This window comes from Bacteroides sp. An19 (assembly GCF_002160215.1).
Lineage (GTDB): Bacteria > Bacteroidota > Bacteroidia > Bacteroidales > Bacteroidaceae > Phocaeicola > Phocaeicola intestinalis.
Window position 1 is genome coordinate 1 of record NZ_NFKD01000026.1, and the last position, 20,786, is coordinate 20,786.

The 20,786-nt window shown below is 47.9% G+C and carries 19 protein-coding genes and 1 pseudogene; 11 read left to right on the forward strand and 9 right to left on the reverse strand.

Going from position 1 to position 20,786, the window contains the following annotated elements; translation table 11 throughout:
• Positions 1-29: 29 nt before the first annotated feature.
• Positions 30-389: a DUF3244 domain-containing protein gene (locus B5F25_RS10905; RefSeq protein ID WP_087249560.1), complete on the reverse strand. Its 360-nt coding sequence runs from the start codon at positions 387-389 to the stop codon at positions 30-32.
• A 103-nt stretch (positions 390-492) separates the two neighbouring features.
• Positions 493-2,112, reverse strand: coding sequence for a tetratricopeptide repeat protein (locus B5F25_RS10910; protein WP_140406920.1), 1,620 nt, complete (start codon positions 2,110-2,112; stop codon positions 493-495).
• Positions 2,113-2,497: 385 nt separating this feature from the next.
• On the opposite strand from B5F25_RS10910, the gene B5F25_RS10915 reads away from it, so the two are divergent.
• Together B5F25_RS10915 and B5F25_RS21745 are read left to right on the forward strand one after the other, a co-directional pair.
• Positions 2,498-3,340 (forward strand): DUF3737 family protein, encoded by an 843-nt coding sequence (locus B5F25_RS10915; RefSeq protein WP_087249564.1) that lies wholly within the window; start codon positions 2,498-2,500, stop codon positions 3,338-3,340.
• Positions 3,341-3,439: 99 nt separating this feature from the next.
• Complete coding sequence (locus B5F25_RS21745) at positions 3,440-3,610, forward strand: hypothetical protein (RefSeq protein WP_158100089.1); 171 nt, start codon at positions 3,440-3,442, stop codon at positions 3,608-3,610.
• A gap of 38 nt (positions 3,611-3,648) precedes the next feature.
• Here the strand turns inward: B5F25_RS21745 and B5F25_RS10920 are convergent, their stop codons facing one another.
• Complete coding sequence (locus tag B5F25_RS10920; protein WP_204247016.1) at positions 3,649-4,467, reverse strand: carboxymuconolactone decarboxylase family protein; 819 nt, start codon at positions 4,465-4,467, stop codon at positions 3,649-3,651.
• Positions 4,468-4,729: 262 nt separating this feature from the next.
• Between B5F25_RS10920 and B5F25_RS21200 the strand changes: the two genes are divergently transcribed.
• From B5F25_RS21200 to B5F25_RS10930, 3 genes and pseudogenes are all read left to right on the forward strand, one after another.
• A complete protein-coding gene (locus B5F25_RS21200; RefSeq protein WP_140406921.1) occupies positions 4,730-4,957 on the forward strand; it encodes a hypothetical protein in 228 nt (75 codons plus the stop codon).
• A 124-nt stretch (positions 4,958-5,081) separates the two neighbouring features.
• Positions 5,082-5,450: pseudogene (locus B5F25_RS10925) on the forward strand (SUMF1/EgtB/PvdO family nonheme iron enzyme); the annotation flags it as partial.
• A gap of 239 nt (positions 5,451-5,689) precedes the next feature.
• Complete coding sequence (locus B5F25_RS10930; RefSeq protein WP_239414082.1) at positions 5,690-6,496, forward strand: recombinase; 807 nt, start codon at positions 5,690-5,692, stop codon at positions 6,494-6,496.
• A gap of 74 nt (positions 6,497-6,570) precedes the next feature.
• Here the strand turns inward: B5F25_RS10930 and B5F25_RS10935 are convergent, their stop codons facing one another.
• A complete protein-coding gene (locus tag B5F25_RS10935; RefSeq protein WP_087212931.1) occupies positions 6,571-7,134 on the reverse strand; it encodes a Crp/Fnr family transcriptional regulator in 564 nt (187 codons plus the stop codon).
• 156 nt (positions 7,135-7,290) lie between these two features.
• Between B5F25_RS10935 and B5F25_RS10940 the strand changes: the two genes are divergently transcribed.
• The 5 genes from B5F25_RS10940 to B5F25_RS10955 all read left to right on the forward strand — a co-directional run bounded on the left by B5F25_RS10940 (position 7,291) and on the right by B5F25_RS10955 (position 10,973).
• Complete coding sequence (locus tag B5F25_RS10940) at positions 7,291-7,617, forward strand: multidrug efflux SMR transporter (RefSeq protein WP_021928755.1); 327 nt, start codon at positions 7,291-7,293, stop codon at positions 7,615-7,617.
• A 15-nt stretch (positions 7,618-7,632) separates the two neighbouring features.
• Positions 7,633-8,814: an MFS transporter gene (locus B5F25_RS10945; protein ID WP_087249603.1), complete on the forward strand. Its 1,182-nt coding sequence runs from the start codon at positions 7,633-7,635 to the stop codon at positions 8,812-8,814.
• Between the two features lie 219 nt (positions 8,815-9,033).
• On the forward strand, positions 9,034-9,201 hold the full coding sequence (locus B5F25_RS21750; RefSeq protein WP_162614400.1) for a hypothetical protein: 168 nt from the start codon (positions 9,034-9,036) through the stop codon (positions 9,199-9,201).
• Positions 9,202-9,691: 490 nt separating this feature from the next.
• Positions 9,692-10,276 carry an immunoglobulin-like domain-containing protein gene (locus B5F25_RS10950; protein WP_087249568.1) on the forward strand — a complete coding sequence of 195 codons (585 nt, stop codon included), beginning with the start codon at positions 9,692-9,694 and terminating at the stop codon, positions 10,274-10,276.
• A gap of 7 nt (positions 10,277-10,283) precedes the next feature.
• Positions 10,284-10,973, forward strand: coding sequence for an SIMPL domain-containing protein (locus B5F25_RS10955; protein WP_087249570.1), 690 nt, complete (start codon positions 10,284-10,286; stop codon positions 10,971-10,973).
• Between the two features lie 202 nt (positions 10,974-11,175).
• On the opposite strand, the gene B5F25_RS10960 is transcribed toward B5F25_RS10955, so the two are convergent.
• Entirely contained in the window at positions 11,176-11,502 is a 327-nt protein-coding gene (locus B5F25_RS10960) for a multidrug efflux SMR transporter (protein WP_087212934.1), read from the reverse strand.
• 110 nt (positions 11,503-11,612) lie between these two features.
• Here B5F25_RS10960 and B5F25_RS21755 point away from each other — a divergent pair, with 110 nt between their 5' ends.
• On the forward strand, positions 11,613-11,783 hold the full coding sequence (locus B5F25_RS21755) for a hypothetical protein (RefSeq protein WP_158098033.1): 171 nt from the start codon (positions 11,613-11,615) through the stop codon (positions 11,781-11,783).
• Between the two features lie 308 nt (positions 11,784-12,091).
• Here B5F25_RS21755 and meaB read toward each other — a convergent pair whose 3' ends face one another.
• The 4 genes from meaB to B5F25_RS10975 form a co-directional block, all read right to left on the reverse strand.
• Positions 12,092-13,183, reverse strand: coding sequence for a methylmalonyl Co-A mutase-associated GTPase MeaB (gene meaB, locus B5F25_RS10965; protein ID WP_013619156.1), 1,092 nt, complete (start codon positions 13,181-13,183; stop codon positions 12,092-12,094).
• 166 nt (positions 13,184-13,349) lie between these two features.
• Entirely contained in the window at positions 13,350-14,426 is a 1,077-nt protein-coding gene (locus tag B5F25_RS10970) for a DUF1573 domain-containing protein (protein WP_164470549.1), read from the reverse strand.
• A gap of 12 nt (positions 14,427-14,438) precedes the next feature.
• Positions 14,439-14,723, reverse strand: coding sequence for a hypothetical protein (locus B5F25_RS21760; protein WP_162614401.1), 285 nt, complete (start codon positions 14,721-14,723; stop codon positions 14,439-14,441).
• A gap of 82 nt (positions 14,724-14,805) precedes the next feature.
• Positions 14,806-20,487 carry an alpha-2-macroglobulin family protein gene (locus tag B5F25_RS10975; RefSeq protein WP_087249574.1) on the reverse strand — a complete coding sequence of 1,894 codons (5,682 nt, stop codon included), beginning with the start codon at positions 20,485-20,487 and terminating at the stop codon, positions 14,806-14,808.
• Positions 20,488-20,786: the final 299 nt, after the last annotated feature.

The following is a 20,786-nucleotide window of genomic DNA, read 5'->3' on the forward strand; positions in this document are numbered from 1 at the left end:
GTTTTCTTCATAGCTTTGGTAACATTTGGTTACAAACGGAAAGTACCTGTATAAACCGTACCATCTATTTCTATCCGCAACTGATACGTACCTGCAGGCATACCGCTTAGGTCAATCATCATGCCTTGCACATGAAAATAGGCCTGTTGGTAGACTATCCTTCCGTTCAACTGGTTTTGGACGGAAATCACCGCTTCTTTGCTTTCGGGCAGCGAAACAGATAGCCACGGTTGATGAAGGAACGCACGAGGCTCTTCCATTAATGAACTGGGAACAACATTACCCTCTTGCTTTATTACTTTTATCATTTCAATTTCGTCTTTGCTTTGAGCGAAGCAGAAAGAAATACTCATCAGCACACACAATAATGTAATCAGTTTTGTTTTCATAATCTTTTTTGTTTTTCGTTTCCGCAAAATTCTAAAAAAGCATGAAAACAAGCAATTTTTTGACGTTACAATTTCCGTTACAGCGTTACAACGAGCGTTACACCTACTCTGTATCTTGCTGGTTATTAGTGAAATGAAAGAAAAATCCGAATATCTCTTTTGATAGTTTCTCTTTCAGGCGGTGCTTGCAGGTACGCAGGGCGTTCTCCTTACGTCCGGTGCACGAGGCTATCAGGCTGGTAGGATAATCCATGAAAGAAAGCAGGCAAAACAGCAAATCGGCTTCGGTGATTTGGGGATATTCCACTTGCAGCCGTTTCACTGGTTCATCAAACAAGGCAAGGGTTTCTTTTTGGAATGCTTCCTGTTCTTTTTTCGAGAAAGGTTTGCCGTTGCCTTTCTGTATGGCATGGATTCGCTTTTGCCATGCCGTTTGTTGAAACTGCCCGATAAGTGTTTGCATTTCTATGGCTGCTATCTCTTGACGCACGGCTTCCCATTCTTCGGACTTCTGCCGGTTCTGTTCAGCTACGTATTCCTTGATGGCTGCCAACTGGTTTGTGACCAACTGTTTCTCCAATAGCAGGTAGCGGCGTTTCTTGTGCTGAATAAAGAAGAAGATGACGATGCCGCAAAGCAAAAGTGTAACGCCGATGCCGCCCCACAGGTAGATGGCGTTTTCACGCCGATTAGCTTCCTCCTTTTGGCGGTCTATCTGTTGCAGGTATTGCGCGGTCAGTTTCTCAATCTTGTCGGTTTGCCGCAAGGCGTAAAGCGAATCCTTATAACTATGGAAAGAATCGACATAGACGCAAGCCAAGTCGGGGTGTGCTTTTCGATGCAATTGGAACAGGTTATAAAACGCCATCGTTCGGGCAGAGATACGCGGGTCTTTCGTTGCCTTAAGAAAATAGAAAGAAGCAGAATCGGTGTTCCCTAATTCTTGAAATAATTCGGCTTTAAAATAAGGATCGGTTGTTATACGAATTTCTTCTGCATACCATTGGGCTTGTTCTTGATTGCCAGTCAAACGGGCATGTAGATGCAATTGCCTTAAAATATATCTTTCGTAAGATTTGTTTTTCAATTGCCGAGTTAAGGGGAGGGCTTTTTGATAATAATGGTAAGCACTGTCGTATTGGTTCAGCAGCATAAAGATATTCCCCATGCTGTATGCGGTGATGTAACAATCCAAGGTATCGGGATGTGCATTAACGTAACGCTGCATTTCCCGATAGTGCGACAGGGCTTGCCGGTAGAGACCCTGCTGATGGTAAAGATGTCCCAAGTCAAAGTTTACCAGCATCCGTGTGCGGTCTTGTGTCTGCGGAGGCAATGTGGCAAGTGCTTGCAGGTCGGTCTTCAAGGCAAGGATGTCGTTGCCTTGCTGCTGGTAGATGCGCCCCAAGAGGAAATAGCTTTTGGCAAGCGGGATACTGGGAGCTTCCTCGGTGTAATAACCGAGCGCAATCTGTATCAGCGAATCGTTCGTGCCTATCCGGTCCTGCTTGTTCAGGGCTTCGGTATAGAGCAAGGCATAGTCTGCCCGCGCCTTTCCTTGCAAACAGTCGGGGCGGACTATCTGCCCGAGCAAATCCATCACCGAATCAGGTTGTGCGGTATGCAAGGATGCCTCGTGCAGCAAAGCCAAATCGTTCTTACCTCCTCCTTGGCGGCAGGAACAAAACAACAGACAGAAGAAAATCAGTATCACGTGTTTCATGCCTACAAAGATAATCAATAAATAAGTTTGTTTCAGCAGATGCGAATCAATGTATGATTAAAAGGCTCAGTATCTGTCTCAGGCTGTCTTACTTTTACGTTCTCCATATCAAAACCGTACGGTTTCCATATCGAAAACGTACGGTTTCCAATTGGAGAACGTACGGTTTTGATATGGAAACCATAAAAGGATGCTCTCTGGATTGATAATACAACCCGATTAGAGACTTAAACTTTGCGTGGTATGAAATTGTGCATGGTATCATATCAAAATTCTCTGTCCTTTCTGTAATCGAGGTAGTATCATCTGTAATTCATTTACAAAAGAATGGGAAGAATGTTGTAATTTTGCACCCGAAGAAAAACAACCAAATAACAAATATACTATGCAGCTGATTAAAGACAAAGAATTCGGGGGCGAACGCCCGCTGTTCGCCTCGCACGACCTTCACTTGGATAACGTGACCATCCGCGAAGGAGAATCGGGCATCAAAGAGTGCAGCAACATCGTAGCAACCAATTGCCGTTTCGAGGGGAATTATCCATTCTGGCACGTACACGGTTTTACCATTGACAATTGTTACTTTGCCGTAGGCGGACGCTCGGCATTGTGGTATTCCGACCATTTAATCATGAAAGATACCGTAATCGATGCCCCGAAAATGTTCAGGGAGATGAACGACATCACCATCGAAAACGTACAGATGAACGATGCCGACGAAGTGTTCTGGCGGTGCAACCGCATCCGCATAAAGGACCTCAAGCTGCACGACGGTACCTATCCGTTCATGTTCAGCAACGATATTTATGTGGACGGGCTGGAAAGCGACAGCAAGTATGTATTCCAATATGTGAAAAACGTGGAAATCCATAACGCGAAGATTACGACGAAGGACGCTTTCTGGGAAGTGGAGAACGTAACGATTTACGATTCGGAACTGAACGGTGAGTATCTGGGCTGGCACTCGAAGAACCTGCGCCTGGTTAATTGCCACATCTCCGGCGAACAGCCTTTGTGTTATGCCGAAGATCTGGTGCTGGAGAACTGTACTTTCGACCCGTCCTGCGACCGCGCCTTCGAATATTCTACCCTGAACGCCGACATCCGCGGGGCGATCACCAACATCAAGAACCCGATGTCAGGACGCATCATAGCAGACAGTATCGGCTCCATCACACTGGATGAAAACATCAAAGCTCCAGCCGATTGCGTGATAGAAACAAGGTAATGAAGAATTTTCACCACAGATTACACAGATTGATAAAATCATTTCCTCCGTATAATGGAATAATTATTTTTTTAGAAGCTGTTTTGAATTTATCGTGCGATGATTTGGGATGAGTTTTTGAGGCATTTTCGCTTCTGTAATGAGGAAGATAGCGGGCTATCTGACGAAGAACAGAAGCGGAAAGGACCAAAAAATCGCCCAAAGCACACACGAAAACGAACACATCAAGCCAAGAAAAACTTTTTGGAGAAATTCAAAACAGCTTCTTAATCTACGTAATCTGTGGTGAAAAATGAGAATCGCGTTTTTTATTTCAGCTTATCGTATTCCTCGTCCGTAACAGGTTCCAGCCATTCGTTGGAAGTGTTTTCTCCGGGAACTTCGAAAGCGAGGTGTGCAAACCAACTGTCGGCTGCCGCTCCATGCCAGTGCTTTACATTCGCCGGGATGTGTATCACATCGCCCGGAAGCATCTGTACGGCAGGCTTTCCTTCTTCCTGATACCAGCCGCGTCCGGCTACACAAACCAACATCTGACCACCGCCCTTCGTGGCATGATGAATGTGCCAGTTGTTACGGCAGCGCGGCTCGAAGGTCACATTCGAGAAAGGAACTTGTTCACCCGACACACGGGCAAGATAACTGTTTCCGATAAAATACTGTGCGTATGCCGTATTGGGCTCGCCGATAGGGAAAATCATTTCGCGCTGGAAAGCTGCCTTTCCGTTATCGTCCGCCACATCTTTCGCCCATACGTCTTTCGCCAGACGGAAAGCTCCCCATGCATTGGGCCATCCGGCATAGAAAGCCACGTGGGTCAACAATTCGGAAATCTCGGTACGGGTCACGCCGTTGCTCTTGGCAAACTGCAAATGATGCGTAAGTGAAGAGTCGATAATGCCTTTTCCTACCAGTGTAGCAATTGTAATCATGCTGCGGTCGTGCGGACTCAGCCCGGGACGGTTCCATACTTCACCGAAAAGGACGTCATCGTTCACCTTTGCAAATTCGGGAGCAAATTCTCCCAACTGCACACGTCCGGCAGTCTGTGTAATCTTTTCTTGTGCCATAGTCATTTGAATATTAGTTGTTGATACAAGCATCCCCAAAAGGATGACTTTCCTGATGTTCAGTTGAATAGATTTCATAGGAGTCAAGATTTTTATGATTATTACTTGATACAAAAATACCCCCTTTCCCCGATATACCGCCTAACCAAATCACAGATGATTGTACCAGATTTACAGAAATCTATGGAATATTCAAAAAATTGCATGAACGTTTTTTACTTTTATTACTTTGCCGGGTCTTATAAGCAGAACGTCCGCTCAAACGAGCTTACGAACGGGAACGGACAACATGAATGTATAACTTAAAACATTGAACAGTATGAGACTAACTAGAAAACTGGGAATGGCGATAATGGCAATAATGGCATTGACTGCAAGTTCCTGCGTCACATTGCATAGACACCGCCCCCAAAGAAAAGGTAAAGAAGCAATGGAAAAGCTGATAACAGACATTGCGGCTGTGCTGACTTCCGACCAGCAAGTGCTTTACAAACAACTGCAAGAGGAAGCCGCAGCCGAAAGAAAAAAACATACGCGCAAAAACTGAGTGATTGCCACCTCTGGACGCTGACATTGCCTTGGCTGGACGGAGGAAAATCGTATTATTTATTAAGACAAAAGGAAGTCATGAAACAAATCATTTTTAATGATTTGGGCTCAAGGATGCCGAAGCCTACTGCAACTGGCTCTCTGCAAAAGATACCAAGCACAGTTATCGCCTGCCCTCCGAAGAAGAATGGGTACTTGCCGCCGGACACATGCCCAAGGATGTTTCCATGAATTCCGGTCATGCGGAACGTGGATTGACAACTGTGGATGCATACGCGCAAAGCAAGGGTGCCTGTGGCGGCATTGACTTTTGGGGAAATTGTTGGGAATGGACTTCCTCGACCAATGCTGACGGACTGCATATTATCAAAGGTGGCAGTTGGGATTCCGACCGCGACGATTGCCGCAGTGAGAAATCCGATGTTGCAAAGGACGGCTCGCAAGGCTATGCCAATGTTGGTTTCCGAGTGGTAAGAATAGATAGCAACTGAACTTATTTGATTTTCGTTATTTTGTTCCATTTATAAACAGAAGAAAGAAAGACATAGATATTCTTTCTTCTGTTCTTATTTTGTACCTTTATTCTACGGAAGGGTTAGCCGAACAAGCAAAGCGATGCAGACCACGGCAAATAGGACAGTTGTCTACTCATTATCCCCAAATGAGGTAATTCTTCTAACTCTTTTGATTGCAAAGAGGAATATCCCTTGTACAGATTTACGCAAAAGCAATGGCGAAATACGGCTTACAGCGTGGCATACGGGGTTCGGAAGCACGGCATACCACCACCGCCCAATACTACCGTGACCTGAAACGGCAGACGGGAGAGCTTGAAGCCAACGTAAGGCAGTTGCAGACCGCACAACAACAGGCTGAACGGCAGCTTGACGAAGTGCGAAAGGAAATCAAGTCGGAGAAGCTGGAAGCCGCCAAAACCGAAGCGAAAACGGCACTCGTGGCAAAGGTCGGTTCTCTTTTGGGCAGCGGCAAGCTAAAAGAACTGGAAGCCGACAACCGCACCCTGCAAGGCGAGGTTGCCGTCCGTAACGAAAGCATCGAACTGTTGCAACGGCAAATGCAGCGGCAGCAGGAGGAACACAGCCGCCAGCTTATGGAACTGCAAGCCAAGCACCGCAGGGAAATGGCGGACAAGGAAGCGGAACACCAAAAGGAAGTGTCATTCCTGAAATCCGTTATTCAGAAAGCCAAGAAATGGTTTCCGCTGTTCCAAGAGTTGGTGTATATGGAGAAGTTCTGCCTCAAAGTCGGCTTCAACGAGAAGCAGACTGCCACGCTTATCAGCGGCAAGCCGTTGTTCTACGAGGGCGAACTCTATTCGGAGGAACACAAGCGGAAGTTTAAGACCGAAAGGGCAGGCTTCCAAGTGGTGAAGGACCCGAAAGACAAATCGAAACTCGCACTTGCCATCAACAGGCAACTGATTGGCGAATGGTTCAAGGAGCAGTTCAACAAGCTGTTCTCATCCATTAGGAGGACGGTTGCACCGCACAGAAAGGACAAAGGCTTGGGTTTGTAAACAATGCCAACGGGAGGGTAGCAAGTTTGTGTTTTGGGCAGACCAAAACCGCTTGCTACCCGCTGATTGAAACGTCACTTTATTTGTGCTCTAATCCTGCTCAAGCTCGCTTGTGTGACACCTAAATAGGTTGCGATACTTCCCAATGGTAACCGTTGCAACAAATCAGGCTCTTTCTCTAACAACTCCTTATACCGTTCTGAAGCGATGGCAGACAACATGGAAATCAATCGTTCCTCAGTGGCAAGTAATTCCATTTCCGCATAACGCCGCCCCCAATTGGCGATGTGCAAGTCTTCTGAAAACAATTCTTTCAGTTTTTTTCTTTCCAATACATACAGGACTGAATCCTCCATCAGCTCCATCGTTTCATATCCCGGCTCATCGTTCACGTATCCTTTCATGGAAACGAGAGTCGCCCCTTCCTTGCCGACCCAAAAGGTAATGTCCTTTCCGTCCACCGAAGTATAGGCGCGGACAATGCCTTTCTTGATGAAAAAGATGTCCTTCTCCACCTTGCCACTTTCCAGCACGCGGAAGCCTTTGGGATAGGAAACTTCCGTCAGGCATTGCCGCAACTTGTCCAAAGACGCATCCGGCATGGCATATCTCAGGTTGATGATTTCCTTTATATCCATAAGTCATTTTGTTGTGGTACAAAATTATAAAATAGCGCACAGAAACAGCTGCTAACGGCTGTTTTTTGTCAAATGCAAAATCCGTTTTTACCAAATGTAAAAAACGGTTAGAAATTACTTGCTTACTTTTGCACCCGAATTTAATAAATCATAGGTATGAATTGGATAATTTTATTTTTGGCAGGATTGTTTGAGGTAAGCCTTACATTCTGCTTGGGAAAAACGAGAGAGGCATCAGGTATTGGTTTTTATCTGTGGGGAAGCGGTTTCTTGGCTTCCACGGTATTGAGTATGGCATTACTTGCCAAAGCGGTTCAGACTTTGCCTTTGGGCACGGCATACGCCATTTGGACGGGTATCGGAGCGGTCGGCACGGTCTTGATTGGGATATTCGTTTTCAAAGAGCCGGCCACTCCCATACGGCTTTTCTTCCTGTTCACGCTCATTGCCTCCTTGATTGGATTGAAAGTTGTGTCATACTGAAAGGAGGAATAAATGATGAAATATGAATTGAGAGAAAACCATGGCATTCCGGCACCTCTGCTGGCTCTGATGGCAGTCGCTACCGGGCTTTCCGTTGCCAACTGCTACTACAACCAGCCTTTGTTGGGCAGCATGGCAAAGGATTTTGGGGTAAGCGACTTTTCTGCCAGCATGGTTGCGACATTGACCCAGATAGGTTATGTAGTCGGACTTGTGTTTGTCATTCCGCTTGGCGATTTGGTTTCACGAAAGCAGCTGATATTGACCAATTATATCATTTCATCGTGCGCATTGCTTGCCATAGCACTTGCCCCTAACATCTATTGGGTATGGGGTGCATCCTTGCTTGCCGGAGCGTCTTCGGTCATGCCGCAGTTCTTCATCCCGTTGGTGTCTTATCATTCAGCACCCGCACACAAGGTGCGCAACGTGGGGATTATACAATCCTGTCTGCTCATAGGCATTCTTGGTTCACGGGTATTCAGTGGCTTTCTCGCTGATGTTTGGGGATGGCGTTCCGTTTATTTCGTCGCTTGTGCGTTTATGCTTGGATGCTTTCTGATGATTTACAAGATGCTGCCCGTGCTGTCTGCCCGTTCACAAGAAACTTATGCAGGATTGATGAAATCCTTGCTGCGCCTGCTCTACAAATACCCATACTTGCGTATCGCTTCTTTGAGGGCAGCATTGGCTTATGCTTCGTTCTTCGCATTGTGGAGTTGCCTTGCTTTCCGGATGAAACAAGAGCCTTTCTTTGCGAGTGACGATATTATCGGCGCACTCGGTTTGTGCGGATTGGCAGGTGCATCCACGGTGGTTTTCATCAGCGGCTATATCCAAAAGTATGGCGCAAGGTTCTTCTCTATTGCCGGAGGATGTGTGGTATTGGCTGCATGGCTGCTGACATTTTTTGGAAATGACAGCTACTTGTGGATGATAATCGCCATCCTTTTGATTGATGCAGGAATGCAATGCATCCATTTGTCAAATCAGACCAGCGTGGTCTCCCTTGACGCATCCGCTATCAATCGTGTCAATACCGTTTATATGACCATTTACTTCTTGGGTGGCTCTGCTGGTACATTCGTTTCAGGCCTGTTTTGGCAACATTACGGATGGGCAGGCGTGGTAGGAGTAGGAGTTGCCTTTACCGTGGCTTCCTTGTTCGTTAATTGCTTCAAGCCCAAAACGGCATAAGGGTGGATGCCAAATATCCAGACTGAAATAATTTTTGGAATGATTTTCCAGCCTGAATATTTTTCATACCTTTGTGCCGTAAGAGTTACCCAAACAAGCAAAGCGATGCAGACCACGGCAATTAGAACGGTTGCCAACTCATTACCCAAAACGAGGTAATCCTTCCAACTCTCTTAATTTCAAAGAGGAATATCCCTTGTACAGATTTACGGAAAATCAATGGAAAAACCAAAGTCCAGCGGATATCGCCACCGTCATCATCCGCACCGGCACCGGTTAGTGGTTGTCGCGGAACAGACTACCGCCACAGAGCAAAACAAGGATGGTATCACCTTTGAAGAATGTTTGGCTATGACAGAACCGGATGCTTATGGAAGCAATGAATGATACGGACATCCTTTCAGCCCTAAAGGATATTCAAAAAAAGACAAATCACTCATTATGCTATCGGTATAGATTTATGCATTTTGTTGATGTCACAATTCCGACATGCTGTCTCCGTCCCGTTCGGCGCACATCACTAAACTGTCTTTATCTCACTCAGATTACTTGAAAGGCTTTCGTTATTATCTTCTTGCCTCAACGCAGATAGCTTCGTCTGGGCCGACACACCTATATCCGCGGGCTTCCGCAACCGGCTGCGTCTTGCTATGATACTATTGAATATCCGCAATGAACCCATGTAGGGGCGGGGTTCGCCCGCCTGTATGCACCTACGTGGATGTATTCGGGCAGGCAAACCCTGCCCCTACAGGTAAATGAAAAAGGCGTGTTGCGGCATATTCTTTTTCCTGAAAAGATATTGCTTTTATCCTGAAAAATAGTGAATAATATTATGTAACTTTGTATTTATCAAACAAAAAGGTGAATATACACTATGAAAAGTATTATCCTGTTTATAACATTATCCAGCGCTATTTGCATAAGTTGTAGCAACAAGCGACAGCAACTACAACCGGAAGCCACACCGGACAAAGAGCCGGCTATAACCGGTGGAAACGATACGGCTACAAACATTCGAATAAGCAGTCAAGATACATTGCCAGACAAGGATACCATTGTCTACGACATACCGGAATGCTGCCTTTGGTACGCCAAAGACTTGCCGGATGAATACAAGGATAAGCCCGTTTCCATGTGGGCGGAACATAGTGTATATTGGGAGAATGTGCACGCCGTCAATATATTTGTATCAAATCCAACGAACGCACAACTATCATTCGGGAGGTATTGGGACATAGATGTTTGGAAGGAAGAGAAATGGGTTTCCCCGGAAATGAAAGTTTCCTGCATGATATGGCCTGATGACGAATTTATAATGCATAAAGGCATGTTGTTGCATTGTTTCCGTTTTCCTGTTGGTAAATATTATCATCTGCCCAAAGGGAAATACCGGATAAGCAAACCCTTCGGCTTGGCAGGAAAGAGTATAGAGTTGAATACAGAATTTGAAATCAAATAGTCTTTTTATGAAAACAAACGTGTTAGCATTAGTTATCAGCCTGTGGGCGATCTTTTCGCTGCAAGCGCAGACAAACGAACGTTACATCGAAGTGACAGGTACATCCGAAATCGAGATTGTCCCCGACAAAATCCATTACCTCATCGAAATCCGCGAATACTTCGAAGAAGAGTTTGACGGGAAATCGAAGCCCGAAGAATACCGTACCAAAGTGCCCTTATCGGAAATAGAACAAGGATTGAGGGATGCACTTGCCCAAGCTGGCATCTCGTCCAACGCCGTCCGTACACAAGAAATCGGCGACTATTGGCGCCAGCAAGGACAGGACTTCTTAGTTTCCAAGAGCTTTGACATTACACTGACCGACTTCAATCAGATAAATGAAATAGTCAGGCGAATAGATACAAAAGGCATACACACCATGCGTATAGGCGAGTTGGAAAACAAAGACATGCCGGCATATCACCAAAAAGGAAAAATCGAAGCGTTAAAGGCTGCACAACAGAAAGCCGCTTACCTGGTAGAAGCATTGGGCAAGAAATTAGGCAATGTCATACGCATCGTAGAAGAAAGCAGCAACACGGCTTTTCCGTTTGCACAAAGCAATGTGCTTTCTTCCGATGCGGCATCATTCGACAGTTTCCGCACCATCAAGAAAAACTATTCCATCCTCGTGCGTTTTGAAATCATAGATTAGGAACATTTCACCGCAGCGGACACAGAGTTCTACAAAAAAGATAACGAATCCACAAAATAGCCTGTGTAGGGGCGTATCGCATACGCCCGAATGAGCCAACTCATCCACGAAGATGTTTTCAGGGCGTATGCGATACGCCCCTACAGAGGATGTTTGCGGTATTCAATTTTTATTGAACGGTAACTTGAAAGAGAATGGCTCATCAATGTGAGACCAGCTTCAATCCGATAATGGAGGCTATCAAAGTAGAGATGAAGAAAAGACGGAGAAAGGATACCGGCTCGTGAAAGAACACGATGCCAAGAACCACTGTACCTACCGCACCAATACCTGTCCACACCGGATAGGCGGTACCGATAGGCAACGTCTGCACTGCCTTTGCCAACAATACCATACTTAATGTAAGACTCAGCAAGAAACCGGCGCCCCAAAGATACCAGCCGGTGCCCGATGCTTCTTTCATCTTACCCAAACAAAAAGCAAAGCCGGACTCAAAGAATCCGGCAACAATCAGAATAATCCAGTTCATACGGCTTTCTTATTTCTTTTAATAGAATGTGGAGGCAAAGATACGATTTTTTATTCACACCACACCTTGCAAACTATTTATTTTAGAAGCTGTTTTGAATTTATCGTGCGATGATTTGGGATGAGTTTTTGAGGCATTTTCGCTTCTGTGATGAGGAAGATAGCGGGCTATCTGACGAAGAACAGGAGCGAAAAGGACCAAAAAATCGCCCAAAGCACACACGAAAACGAATACATCAAGCCAAGAAAAACTTTTTGGAGAAATTCAAAACAGCTTCTTAGTAGATGTTGAGAATTAGTTTATACTTCTCGCAACATTAATTTGTGCATTTTGTATATGCCATGTAGTAGAGACGATGTGCACATCGTCTCTACAGAAACGGTGCGAAATGTTCAAGGAAATGCACAAATTCATACCGTACATGGTATATATAATGTGTCAGTTCAGAAACGCGGATTATTTTAATTTACGATTTGACAATTTACTATCTGCTATTTGAGCATTAAATCGTACTTCGTAAATCGAAAAATAGTAAATCAAAAGAATCTGCGCTGATCTGCGAAAATCTGTGTTTCTGATAATATCACACTTACTTCCCAAAATAAGTATCCAGCAAACGCCGTGCAGCCGAAAACGAGGAGGTCTTGCCCGAAAGCACCTGCTCTTCTTCGTATGCCAAAAGCGAAGATACGGCGGGATTATTGTAGAAGCTATCGCGCAGCTGCTCGTTGATGGATTCGTACATCCAGTATTTTGCCTGCTCGTTACGACGGTGTTCGAAATATCCGTTCGCCTTCACAAATGCAAAGTATTCGTATATCATGTCCCAGATTTCCTTGATGCCAATGCCATAGAAACCGGAATAAGTCAGCACTTTGGGTATCCAGCCGGATTCGGGAGCCGGAAACAGATGCAAGGCATTGCGGAAATGGGCTGCAGCCAACTTCGCCTTTTCAATGTTGTTTCCGTCTGCCTTATTGATGACAATCGCATCTGCCATCTCCATGATTCCACGCTTAATGCCCTGCAGTTCATCTCCCGTTCCGGCAAGCTGGATAAGCAAGAAGAAATCCACCATCGAATGCACTGCCGTCTCGCTCTGCCCTACTCCGACAGTTTCTACAAAGATTTTATCGAAGCCTGCGGCTTCGCAAAGGATAATGGTCTCGCGCGTCTTGCGTGCCACGCCACCCAACGAACCTGCCGTAGGACTGGGACGGATAAACGAATCGGGATGCACCGAAAGTTTCTCCATGCGGGTCTTATCACCCAAGATACTTCCTTTCGAACGCTCGCTGCTGGGGTCGATGGCAAGCACGGCAAGCTTGCCTCCTTTCTCCAGGACATGCAATCCGAAAACATCTATCGAAGTACTCTTGCCAGCACCGGGCACACCACTGATACCTATCCGTACGGAGTTGCCCGAAAATGGCAGGCATTTCTCTACCACTTCCTGCGCCAATGCCTGATGCTCGTGCTTGACACTCTCTATCAGGGTAACCGCCTGGCTCAATACCGTAATGTCTCCCTTGAGAATACCTTCTACATACTCGCCTGCCGTAAACTGGCGGCGTTTCGGACGTTTTCTTGCTTTCAGATACGGGTTTATCGTAGCAGGCTGGTCAATGCCCTTGTTTACCGTCAACCCTTTGTATGCTTCATTGTTTTCGGGGTGTTCCATAGTTTTTTATTTAAGAAGTTAAGAAGTTAAAGGAGTTAAAGGAGTTAAAGGAGTTAAGGAGTTAAGAAGTTAAGGAGTTAAGAAGTTAAGCCAATAGAGCCGTAAATGTCAGCAAAAGTATCGGCTTAACTCCTTAACTTCTCTAACTCCTTAACTCCTGATTATATCATAGCAATTTCGCCTTCACACGAATAGTGACCGAAGGCTTTGCCGGGTCGTTCGTTATCATCAATACACGCGGTGTGCCTTTTACGCGCGACAAGTTCTCTGCCAAGACCGTAATCTTCATCTTCGTTGATTCGCCAGGTTTCAAGACCGTTTTTTTCAGGCTTACGGCAAGAGCAATGCTGTTTACCTGCATATCCTGAATCTCCAGATTCGATTTACCGGTATTGGTAATGACAATGTGCTGCGATTTCTTTTGCGTAGGCTTCAAGCCCGCAAACTCCAATTGAGTAGCCGAAAGCGAAAGTTGCGGAGGGTTGTTCTTCTGCTGTGCGGTCATCTTGGAAAAATCGGGAAGCAAAGCGATTGATACAGGTATCTCATTATCTGAACCAACCTTGTCACCGGGGAAACGCGACAAATAGACCGAAGTGCGTGTAATGCCCAATTTCGGCAATTTATCGGTGTCCAGCGTCACCACAATCTTTCCGTTCTTGCCACGTCCCAATACTTCCGGTGTCGCTTTTGCCGACAGATAAGGAGGCAAGTGCATCAATACCGGCGTATAGGTCTTACTGGATGTATTCGCCACCAGAATCGTAAACTCCGGACGTTCTCCCTTATTGACATTCTCAAACTCGATTTCTTCTTGATTCAGGTGCACCGAACCGAATCCGTAAGGATGCGTAAACGAATAGTTCTTGGCATCGGCTGTCACCTCTCCGTTGAACTCCAAATAAACGGGAACAGCACTGGCATTGCAATATACGCCTACTTCCTTATAGAAATGTCCGATGGCTTCGGCATCGAACACTGCGCTAACGGTTCCCTTACCGCCTGCAGGTATGGGATGTTTGGTCCAATCCACCTCAACACATCCGCACGAAGCGGTTACATTCGAAATGACCAACGGTTTGTCACCGGTATTGGTAAACTGGTAAGTAACTGTAGTGGGATTGCGCCAAAGGATGTACCCCAAGTCTTGCTTCTCGCGGTCGAATGTAATTTTCGGCTGGGCGTATGCCGTAAGCGCCACACCAAGCATTATGCTGAATAAAAATAGAATCCGTTTCTTCATCTTTTGCATGTACTAATTTCGAGAGAACAAAGATAAAGAGAAAATCAAAGACAGACAAAAAACCAAGCATCGAAATAAATCTGAAACGCAGATTAACGCGGATTCACGCAAATTATAGAAACTGTTTTGAGAAGCTGTTTTGAATTTCTCCAAAAAGTTTTTCTTGGCTTGATGTATTCGTTTTCGTGTGTGCTTTGGGCGATTTTTTGGTCCTTTCCGCTCCTGTTCTTCGTCAGATAGCCCGCTATCTTCCTCATCACAGAAGCGAAAATGCCTCAAAAACTCATCCCAAATCATCGCACGATAAATTCAAAACAGCTTCTGAATTTATCAATCTGCGAAAATCCGCGTTGTTCTGCGTTTCCTTTATCTCATCCTTTTACTTCACCGTCAAGGTCTCGCCTGCGGTATAGCCGCTATACTCGGGAGCGTATGCCGACTGCACCGTAGCACTTCCTGCCTGATACGTTCCGGCACGGTCGATATAGACGGTATATTCCAACTGGTAGGTTCCCTTCTGCATCCGGTCGATAAAGAACGAAGTAGAAGCATCACGGCTTACCAAATAATAACCGATACCTCCGCTCCAGCTATATCCGGAGAGCTGCTGCTCGGGCTCCATACAGGCGGCACGCTCGTCTTTCACCTGAACAAAGTCCATATCCCGGTCTGCCGAAACAGTCAGACGCACCGTCACCTTATCGCCTACATGCAACTCGGCATTGCGTGAAAGGGCTTTTCCGTCACGATAAAGCGTACGTTCGATTTGCAGACCGGTTCCTTTCGAAGGCAATACCTTGTCCATATCCTCCAGGTATTGGGCATAAACGGCTCCCCATCCCAGTCCTTCACCGGTACGGCTGATACGGATGTCATCTGCCTCGGCATCGGTTCCGGTAAAGGTCTTCCGTGCATAGCCCAAGGCATCTTGCGGAGTCTGCCAGGTAGTCTTGCCTACCGCAGCTTCCATGCTTCCGCCTTCACTCAGCGTATCACCTCCCATACACAAGAAAGCATATACGGCATCAGCAGTCGAAACAGAGCTTTCCCAAGCCTGTACCTGCTTCTGCTTCAAGAGCCATTGCTTCATGCCGTTCAGCATACTGGTGTCCGGCGCAATGCGGTAGATGGCTTCCATTGCCGCCACCTGAGCCGGAATCTTATAGCTTCGCCACGAATAGGCAGCTTTCGGCGTATCGAAATACAAGCCCATTTCTTCGGTGCATACCAGATATTCCTTAATGGACTGTACCAATTCGGATGCCTGACCGGACTTGCCTGCCCCCTGCATCACCAGGGCAATCATCGCTTTCTCACAGATGGAATAGTCTGCCGAACGGTTTTCCAGTTTCGCAATGAAATAATCATTCACCTGCTTGTTGGCATGATTTGCCGCCAGCTTATCAATGGCACAGATATACAGATAATGTACAATCTGCCCGTCGGGCCATACGGTCAGTTCATGCTCCACTTCCCTGCGCTTCATCTGTTCGTATTCCCGTTGCGCCTCTTTTTTCAGGTAGTCAACGGCACGCACATACATGTTGCCTACGCCTTGCTCCAATGTCACCTGCATGGTTTGCAGGCGTGCCAGCATCTCTACGATTTGGGTGGTAATATAACGGCTTCCTGTCATTCCCTTGTACCAGCTCCACGAACCGTCAGGCAGTTGCAAGGCTTCCAGTTTACCGATAGCTGTTTGCTGGCGGTTCGACATCGTATTCAGGTCGAAAAGCAAGGCAATACGGCGTTTCTGTTCCGCTTCATCGGTTGCCTCGGCAACCCACGGTGTCTCGGCAAGCAAAAGGTTCTTCAGATCCTGGTTGCGTTCCAGGTTGCTGAGCAAGGTTTCCTTCCCTGCTCCTTCAGCTTTCCATGTACGGAACACTTCTTCGATGCGCGGATTCGAACGGACGATGTGCGCAGCCAATGCATTGGCATAATATGCCGAAGCCCACGACAAGGCGTCTTCTTCCGAAGGATTTCCCATCACCGGAAGTGCCTGTACGGCATACCAGTCCGGATTGGCGGTCATCTCTACCGTCAGGCGTTTCTCTGTAGCGGTCTTGCTCTGCTTGTTGAACAATTCCTCGGCAGCTACCGATTTTGTTTCGGTTCCGTCCAGTTGTACGGGTACGGTCTCGGTCATCCATTGCTTATCGGTCAGTATAGGCAAATAATGCTGTTCCCCGTCGCTATATTCACCGGCTTCCGCTACGATTTTGCAAACCAGCACATCATAGGTTTCGGGCACTTCGAAAGTGAAATGCACCGTTCCCGTCTCGCCTTCACTTACCGAGAACGATTGCTTATCGTGTGCCACGACCTTTCCTGTAACCGGATCCGACCATTCAATGCGGGCGATTCCGGATACGGTTTCCATTGATAAGTTGACCAGCGAAGCCACTATCACCGCACGGTCTCCCCTCCGGATAAAGCGCGGCAAGTTGGGCTGCACCATAAAGGGTTTCGAGGTCTGGACCGTATCAACCAACAAACCATAATCCATAGCCCGCGTATGGGCAAAGCCCAAGAAACGCCATTGGGTCAGGGCATCGGGCACGGTAAAGGAGATGCTCACATTGCCCAACGAATCGGTGCGCAGGTTGGGATAGAAGAAAGCCGTCTCGGCAAAATTCTCGCGCAAGGCAGGCATCGGCACTTGTTCCGCGCCCGCACTGCTTCCACTCTTCACATCGGCGATGCTGATTTGTATTTCACCTCCACCTACATCCCCTTTCTTCATTTGGAAAGCGGGAGCCGGTGCAGCCGTAGCATCATATCTTACTTCACGCAAATCAGCTATATCCGCTCCCTCCAATGCACTCAATGGCATTACTTCCATCATTTCTTCCTGAACCGCATTGGCACGACTCAAGAATGTAAATCCTCTCCGGAAACCTCCCAACCACGTAGTATATAGCCTGCTATAGTCTCCATAAAGCAAGTCGAAGCCCTCGCCGGGATAGGTTATCGGGAAATCACCGTACATCCGTAGCCGCTGGAATGCCGAAGCGAAATCGGCACGCACGTACATCGCCCGGCGTGGGAACGAAAGCCCGAAACGCCAGTCGTGCTTACGTAACACGTCCAAAGAAGCATCGTAAAGCGTAGCCATTAGGTTGGCTTCCGCCGCCATCCCCGAAGGACGGGCGATGTGCAGCGTCCAAGTCTCTTGTCCGCCCGGTTGCAGGCGGTCGCGGAATGTTTCCCATTTCATCATCAACCGCTTATCGGGCACAGGACGAGTCAGGAGCGACTGGTTGGTATACAGGTTTCCTTTGCGCATAAAGGTGAATGCTACGGTCACCGCATCGCCATACGCTTCACGATAAGGGAAACTGAACGCCTTGAGTTCCTTATCCAGCGTCACTTGCCGGGATTCGATACGCCGTTGTCCATCGTATACATCGATGAAGAGGCATACCCCTTCTTCGTTCGTGCCGATATAGAACGTGGGCGGCTCCTGGCTTCCGAAGCTATCGCCGTCTTGATAAAACCAGGCGGTTTCTTCTACCGGCGAGGTGCGGTCTGTCTTAGAGAAAAGCACGAAATCCTGCTCTGCCGTGCAAGGACGACCCTTTTCATCTTGTGCCGAGACCTCCATGCGGTACCTGCCCGAAGGCAATGCCCACACACCTGAAGGCACAAACGATTGCATCGACTCTGCCTTGCCCTCGTAGCACAAAGCACCTTTCTTGCCCTCCTTGTCCAAGGCATACACCTTGTATGCCACTTCCACCTGCACGGGCTGTCCGTTCAGGTTCATCGCCTGCACCTGGATGCGTTCCTGCTTTTCGCGCATCACATTTGCGTTCAATCCTTTCAGTTGCAAGCCGAGGGTCTGTTTGCCGGCAGGCAAAGCCAGTTCGCCCTGACGGGTCTCGCCGGCACCGTCGGTCACATCCGCCGATACCTTATAGATATAATAGGTATGCTCCGCCTCGTAATCGGGTTCTGTCAGCCTGGCACAGATATAAAACTTGCCATCGGCATCGGTCTGCGTTTCGCCCGAAAGCAATTCTTCCGTTGCCCCTTGCCAGCGGAACCACGACATTTCGGTACGGACAACACGGTATTTCACCCGGGCATTGCGCACCGGAGCACCGGCATACGTCTTTGCCTCAGCCGAGACACGCACCGAATCGCCCATCGTATAGGCTTCCTTGTAAGGGTCGAACCGCACCTCGAAAGTAGGCCGTTTGTACTCGTCTACCTGAATCACCACCGACCGGTCATAACCCGACAGGTAATACTGACCCGGAAGCAAATTATCGGGCAAGGCAAACTCGTGCGAAAAAACCCCGAACTCATCGGTACATACATCGGCTTCGCCCACATTCTGAGAGCCTCTGTAAAGCTTCAGTTTATCCTTGGCATACGAAGCCGCACGGGTGGAGTCTCCCTCCTGCTCGTACACCACACCCGATACATGCACCGTCTGTCCGGGACGGTACAACGAACGGTCGGTAAAGAGGTCGGCTTGTTTCGTCCACCCTTCCGAAGCCACATCCACTATACCATTGTTTGTGCTCAACCGGGTGATAGCCATAAAGTCGTGCCCAGGCGTACGCACATTGTAATAAGTGCCGGTCCGTTTCGGCACTTCAAACGCCGTCCGTCCCTGCGCATCCGTCCGGTGCACGTTCCACAAGGCATAGTCTGCCTTCGCATCGTAGATATTCAGCTGGTAGGTCACTATCTCCGCACCCGGAACAGGACGTCCTGTCAGGCGGTCTACGGCTATAAACTCATGTTGCCTGCCCTGTACCGGTAGCTCGATGGCTTGGTAGGGCGAGACAAACATCACCGCCGAAGTGATGCCTTTTTCCGCTCCTTTCGGGATTTGCTTCAGCATATAGATGCCCTCGTCGGGCAATGTATAACGCAACACGGTATCACGCCGCTGGTAATCCTCCGTGGCGCGGAGGGCATAGAAGCGGCTGGAAACCTTCGTTCCATATTGCTTGAGCAAGGCTTCGCGGTCGGTCTCTTCGCGGAACTGGAGCTGTGCCGCCGTGGGTGCAAGGTTCAAGCGGTAGAGTTCGAGCGTAACGCCTTCGATATTGGCATACGTCACGTTCGCATCGGTCTCGTAGTTCGGGTAAAGGAAGGGGATATCCACGTTCAGCATCGGACGGGTGATGTAGTCTATCTGCCCCTGCAAGTCCTTTGCCCATTCGCCCTTGGAGTACTTCGCCAGCCCTTCGCGAGCCGTCTCCACGGCTTCTTTCAAGCGGTTGGCATCGCGGTAAGCCACCACCAGCTTCACGTATGCATCCGCACATGCAGGCTGGCCGGCATACGTGTCAATCAACCCGTGCAGGCTGGCAATAAGCTCATCATCCGTGAGGCGGTACGGTTTAAAATTGTCCATCCTCCGTTTCTGGAACCAGAGTTTCGCCACTTCGGTGAGCAGGGCAGCCTCCCGGTTCTGTGCTTGCTTATAATAATCTATCAGCCCGTCATACAGTTCCATGCACGCTTTCGCCTTGGGCAGGTGCGCCGGACTATACAGGGTGGACATCTGCTGGATAGCCGTACGGGTGAGCAAGTCCAGCATATTGTCATTGAAATACCGCTCGCTTTGCTTGCCCGATTCGGTCATCGGGCGGAACTCTTTGGCTGAAGTGCGTCCCAGCACCTCCTTGGGAGCCACCGAAGCACGGAAATAAGCGATAGCCGCCTCCATGCTGTCCGGTTCGTTTGCCATCATCCAAGAGCCCACAATGCTATGCAACACGGCACGCCCTACGGTATCGTTTTCCTCCTCCGCCCATTGCCTCAACGCTGCATATTCCACTTCGGCACTATCGGGCGTAAGCGAAACCTGCTGGGAAGCCCGCACCAAGTGCGCCTTCATCAGCTGAGGCAGGTTGCGTTCTGCTTTCGCTTTTGCATAAATCTTCCCTGCCGTAGCGATGACCGACTTAGGCAGGTCTTTCTTCTGATACATTTCCACTTCTTTCCATAGCTGGTCGTAGCTCTGTGCCAGCACCGGAAAGGGCAGCATGCCGATGAATATCGCCATCAGCACCTGCAATAGTCTGTTCGTCTCCATATGGTTTTCGTTTGGTTTTTCTAAAGTAACGAAATATTTCCCAAACTCCTGCATCAGTATCCATTAAAATAAACAAAAAACGGAAGAAAAAGCCCATAGGCACCCTTCTCCCGTCTGCTTGCGTAAGGAATATCGTCTGCAAAAATCCAACCAACTATATGCGTCCGGACACGCAAACATTATCTCAGCTAGTTTTATTGCAATGAAACAAAAGTTTCAGTGCACTGAAACCAGCGATGAAAGGGCATGTGTTGCGCAACGGAACAAACCACCCCCCTGAAGGGAGCCGATTACAGCAC

What these genes read in the sequence shown, in the direction of transcription:
- B5F25_RS10905 (WP_087249560.1), bottom strand. Translation starts at nt 389, where the DNA reads ATGAAAACAAAACTGATTACATTATTGTGTGTGCTGATGAGTATTTCT.
- B5F25_RS10955 (WP_087249570.1), top strand. Translation starts at nt 10,284, where the DNA reads ATGAAAACAAACGTGTTAGCATTAGTTATCAGCCTGTGGGCGATCTTT.
- B5F25_RS10960 (WP_087212934.1), bottom strand. Translation starts at nt 11,502, where the DNA reads ATGAACTGGATTATTCTGATTGTTGCCGGATTCTTTGAGTCCGGCTTT.
- B5F25_RS10970 (WP_164470549.1), bottom strand. Translation starts at nt 14,426, where the DNA reads ATGAAGAAACGGATTCTATTTTTATTCAGCATAATGCTTGGTGTGGCG.
- B5F25_RS21750 (WP_162614400.1), top strand. Translation starts at nt 9,034, where the DNA reads ATGGAAAAACCAAAGTCCAGCGGATATCGCCACCGTCATCATCCGCAC.
- B5F25_RS10940 (WP_021928755.1), top strand. Translation starts at nt 7,291, where the DNA reads ATGAATTGGATAATTTTATTTTTGGCAGGATTGTTTGAGGTAAGCCTT.
- B5F25_RS21760 (WP_162614401.1), bottom strand. Translation starts at nt 14,723, where the DNA reads ATGATTTGGGATGAGTTTTTGAGGCATTTTCGCTTCTGTGATGAGGAA.
- B5F25_RS21745 (WP_158100089.1), top strand. Translation starts at nt 3,440, where the DNA reads ATGATTTGGGATGAGTTTTTGAGGCATTTTCGCTTCTGTAATGAGGAA.
- B5F25_RS21755 (WP_158098033.1), top strand. Translation starts at nt 11,613, where the DNA reads ATGATTTGGGATGAGTTTTTGAGGCATTTTCGCTTCTGTGATGAGGAA.
- B5F25_RS10950 (WP_087249568.1), top strand. Translation starts at nt 9,692, where the DNA reads ATGAAAAGTATTATCCTGTTTATAACATTATCCAGCGCTATTTGCATA.
- B5F25_RS10975 (WP_087249574.1), bottom strand. Translation starts at nt 20,487, where the DNA reads ATGGAGACGAACAGACTATTGCAGGTGCTGATGGCGATATTCATCGGC.
- B5F25_RS21200 (WP_140406921.1), top strand. Translation starts at nt 4,730, where the DNA reads ATGAGACTAACTAGAAAACTGGGAATGGCGATAATGGCAATAATGGCA.
- B5F25_RS10935 (WP_087212931.1), bottom strand. Translation starts at nt 7,134, where the DNA reads ATGGATATAAAGGAAATCATCAACCTGAGATATGCCATGCCGGATGCG.
- B5F25_RS10915 (WP_087249564.1), top strand. Translation starts at nt 2,498, where the DNA reads ATGCAGCTGATTAAAGACAAAGAATTCGGGGGCGAACGCCCGCTGTTC.
- B5F25_RS10945 (WP_087249603.1), top strand. Translation starts at nt 7,633, where the DNA reads ATGAAATATGAATTGAGAGAAAACCATGGCATTCCGGCACCTCTGCTG.
- meaB (WP_013619156.1), bottom strand. Translation starts at nt 13,183, where the DNA reads ATGGAACACCCCGAAAACAATGAAGCATACAAAGGGTTGACGGTAAAC.
- B5F25_RS10930 (WP_239414082.1), top strand. Translation starts at nt 5,690, where the DNA reads ATGGCGAAATACGGCTTACAGCGTGGCATACGGGGTTCGGAAGCACGG.
- B5F25_RS10910 (WP_140406920.1), bottom strand. Translation starts at nt 2,112, where the DNA reads ATGAAACACGTGATACTGATTTTCTTCTGTCTGTTGTTTTGTTCCTGC.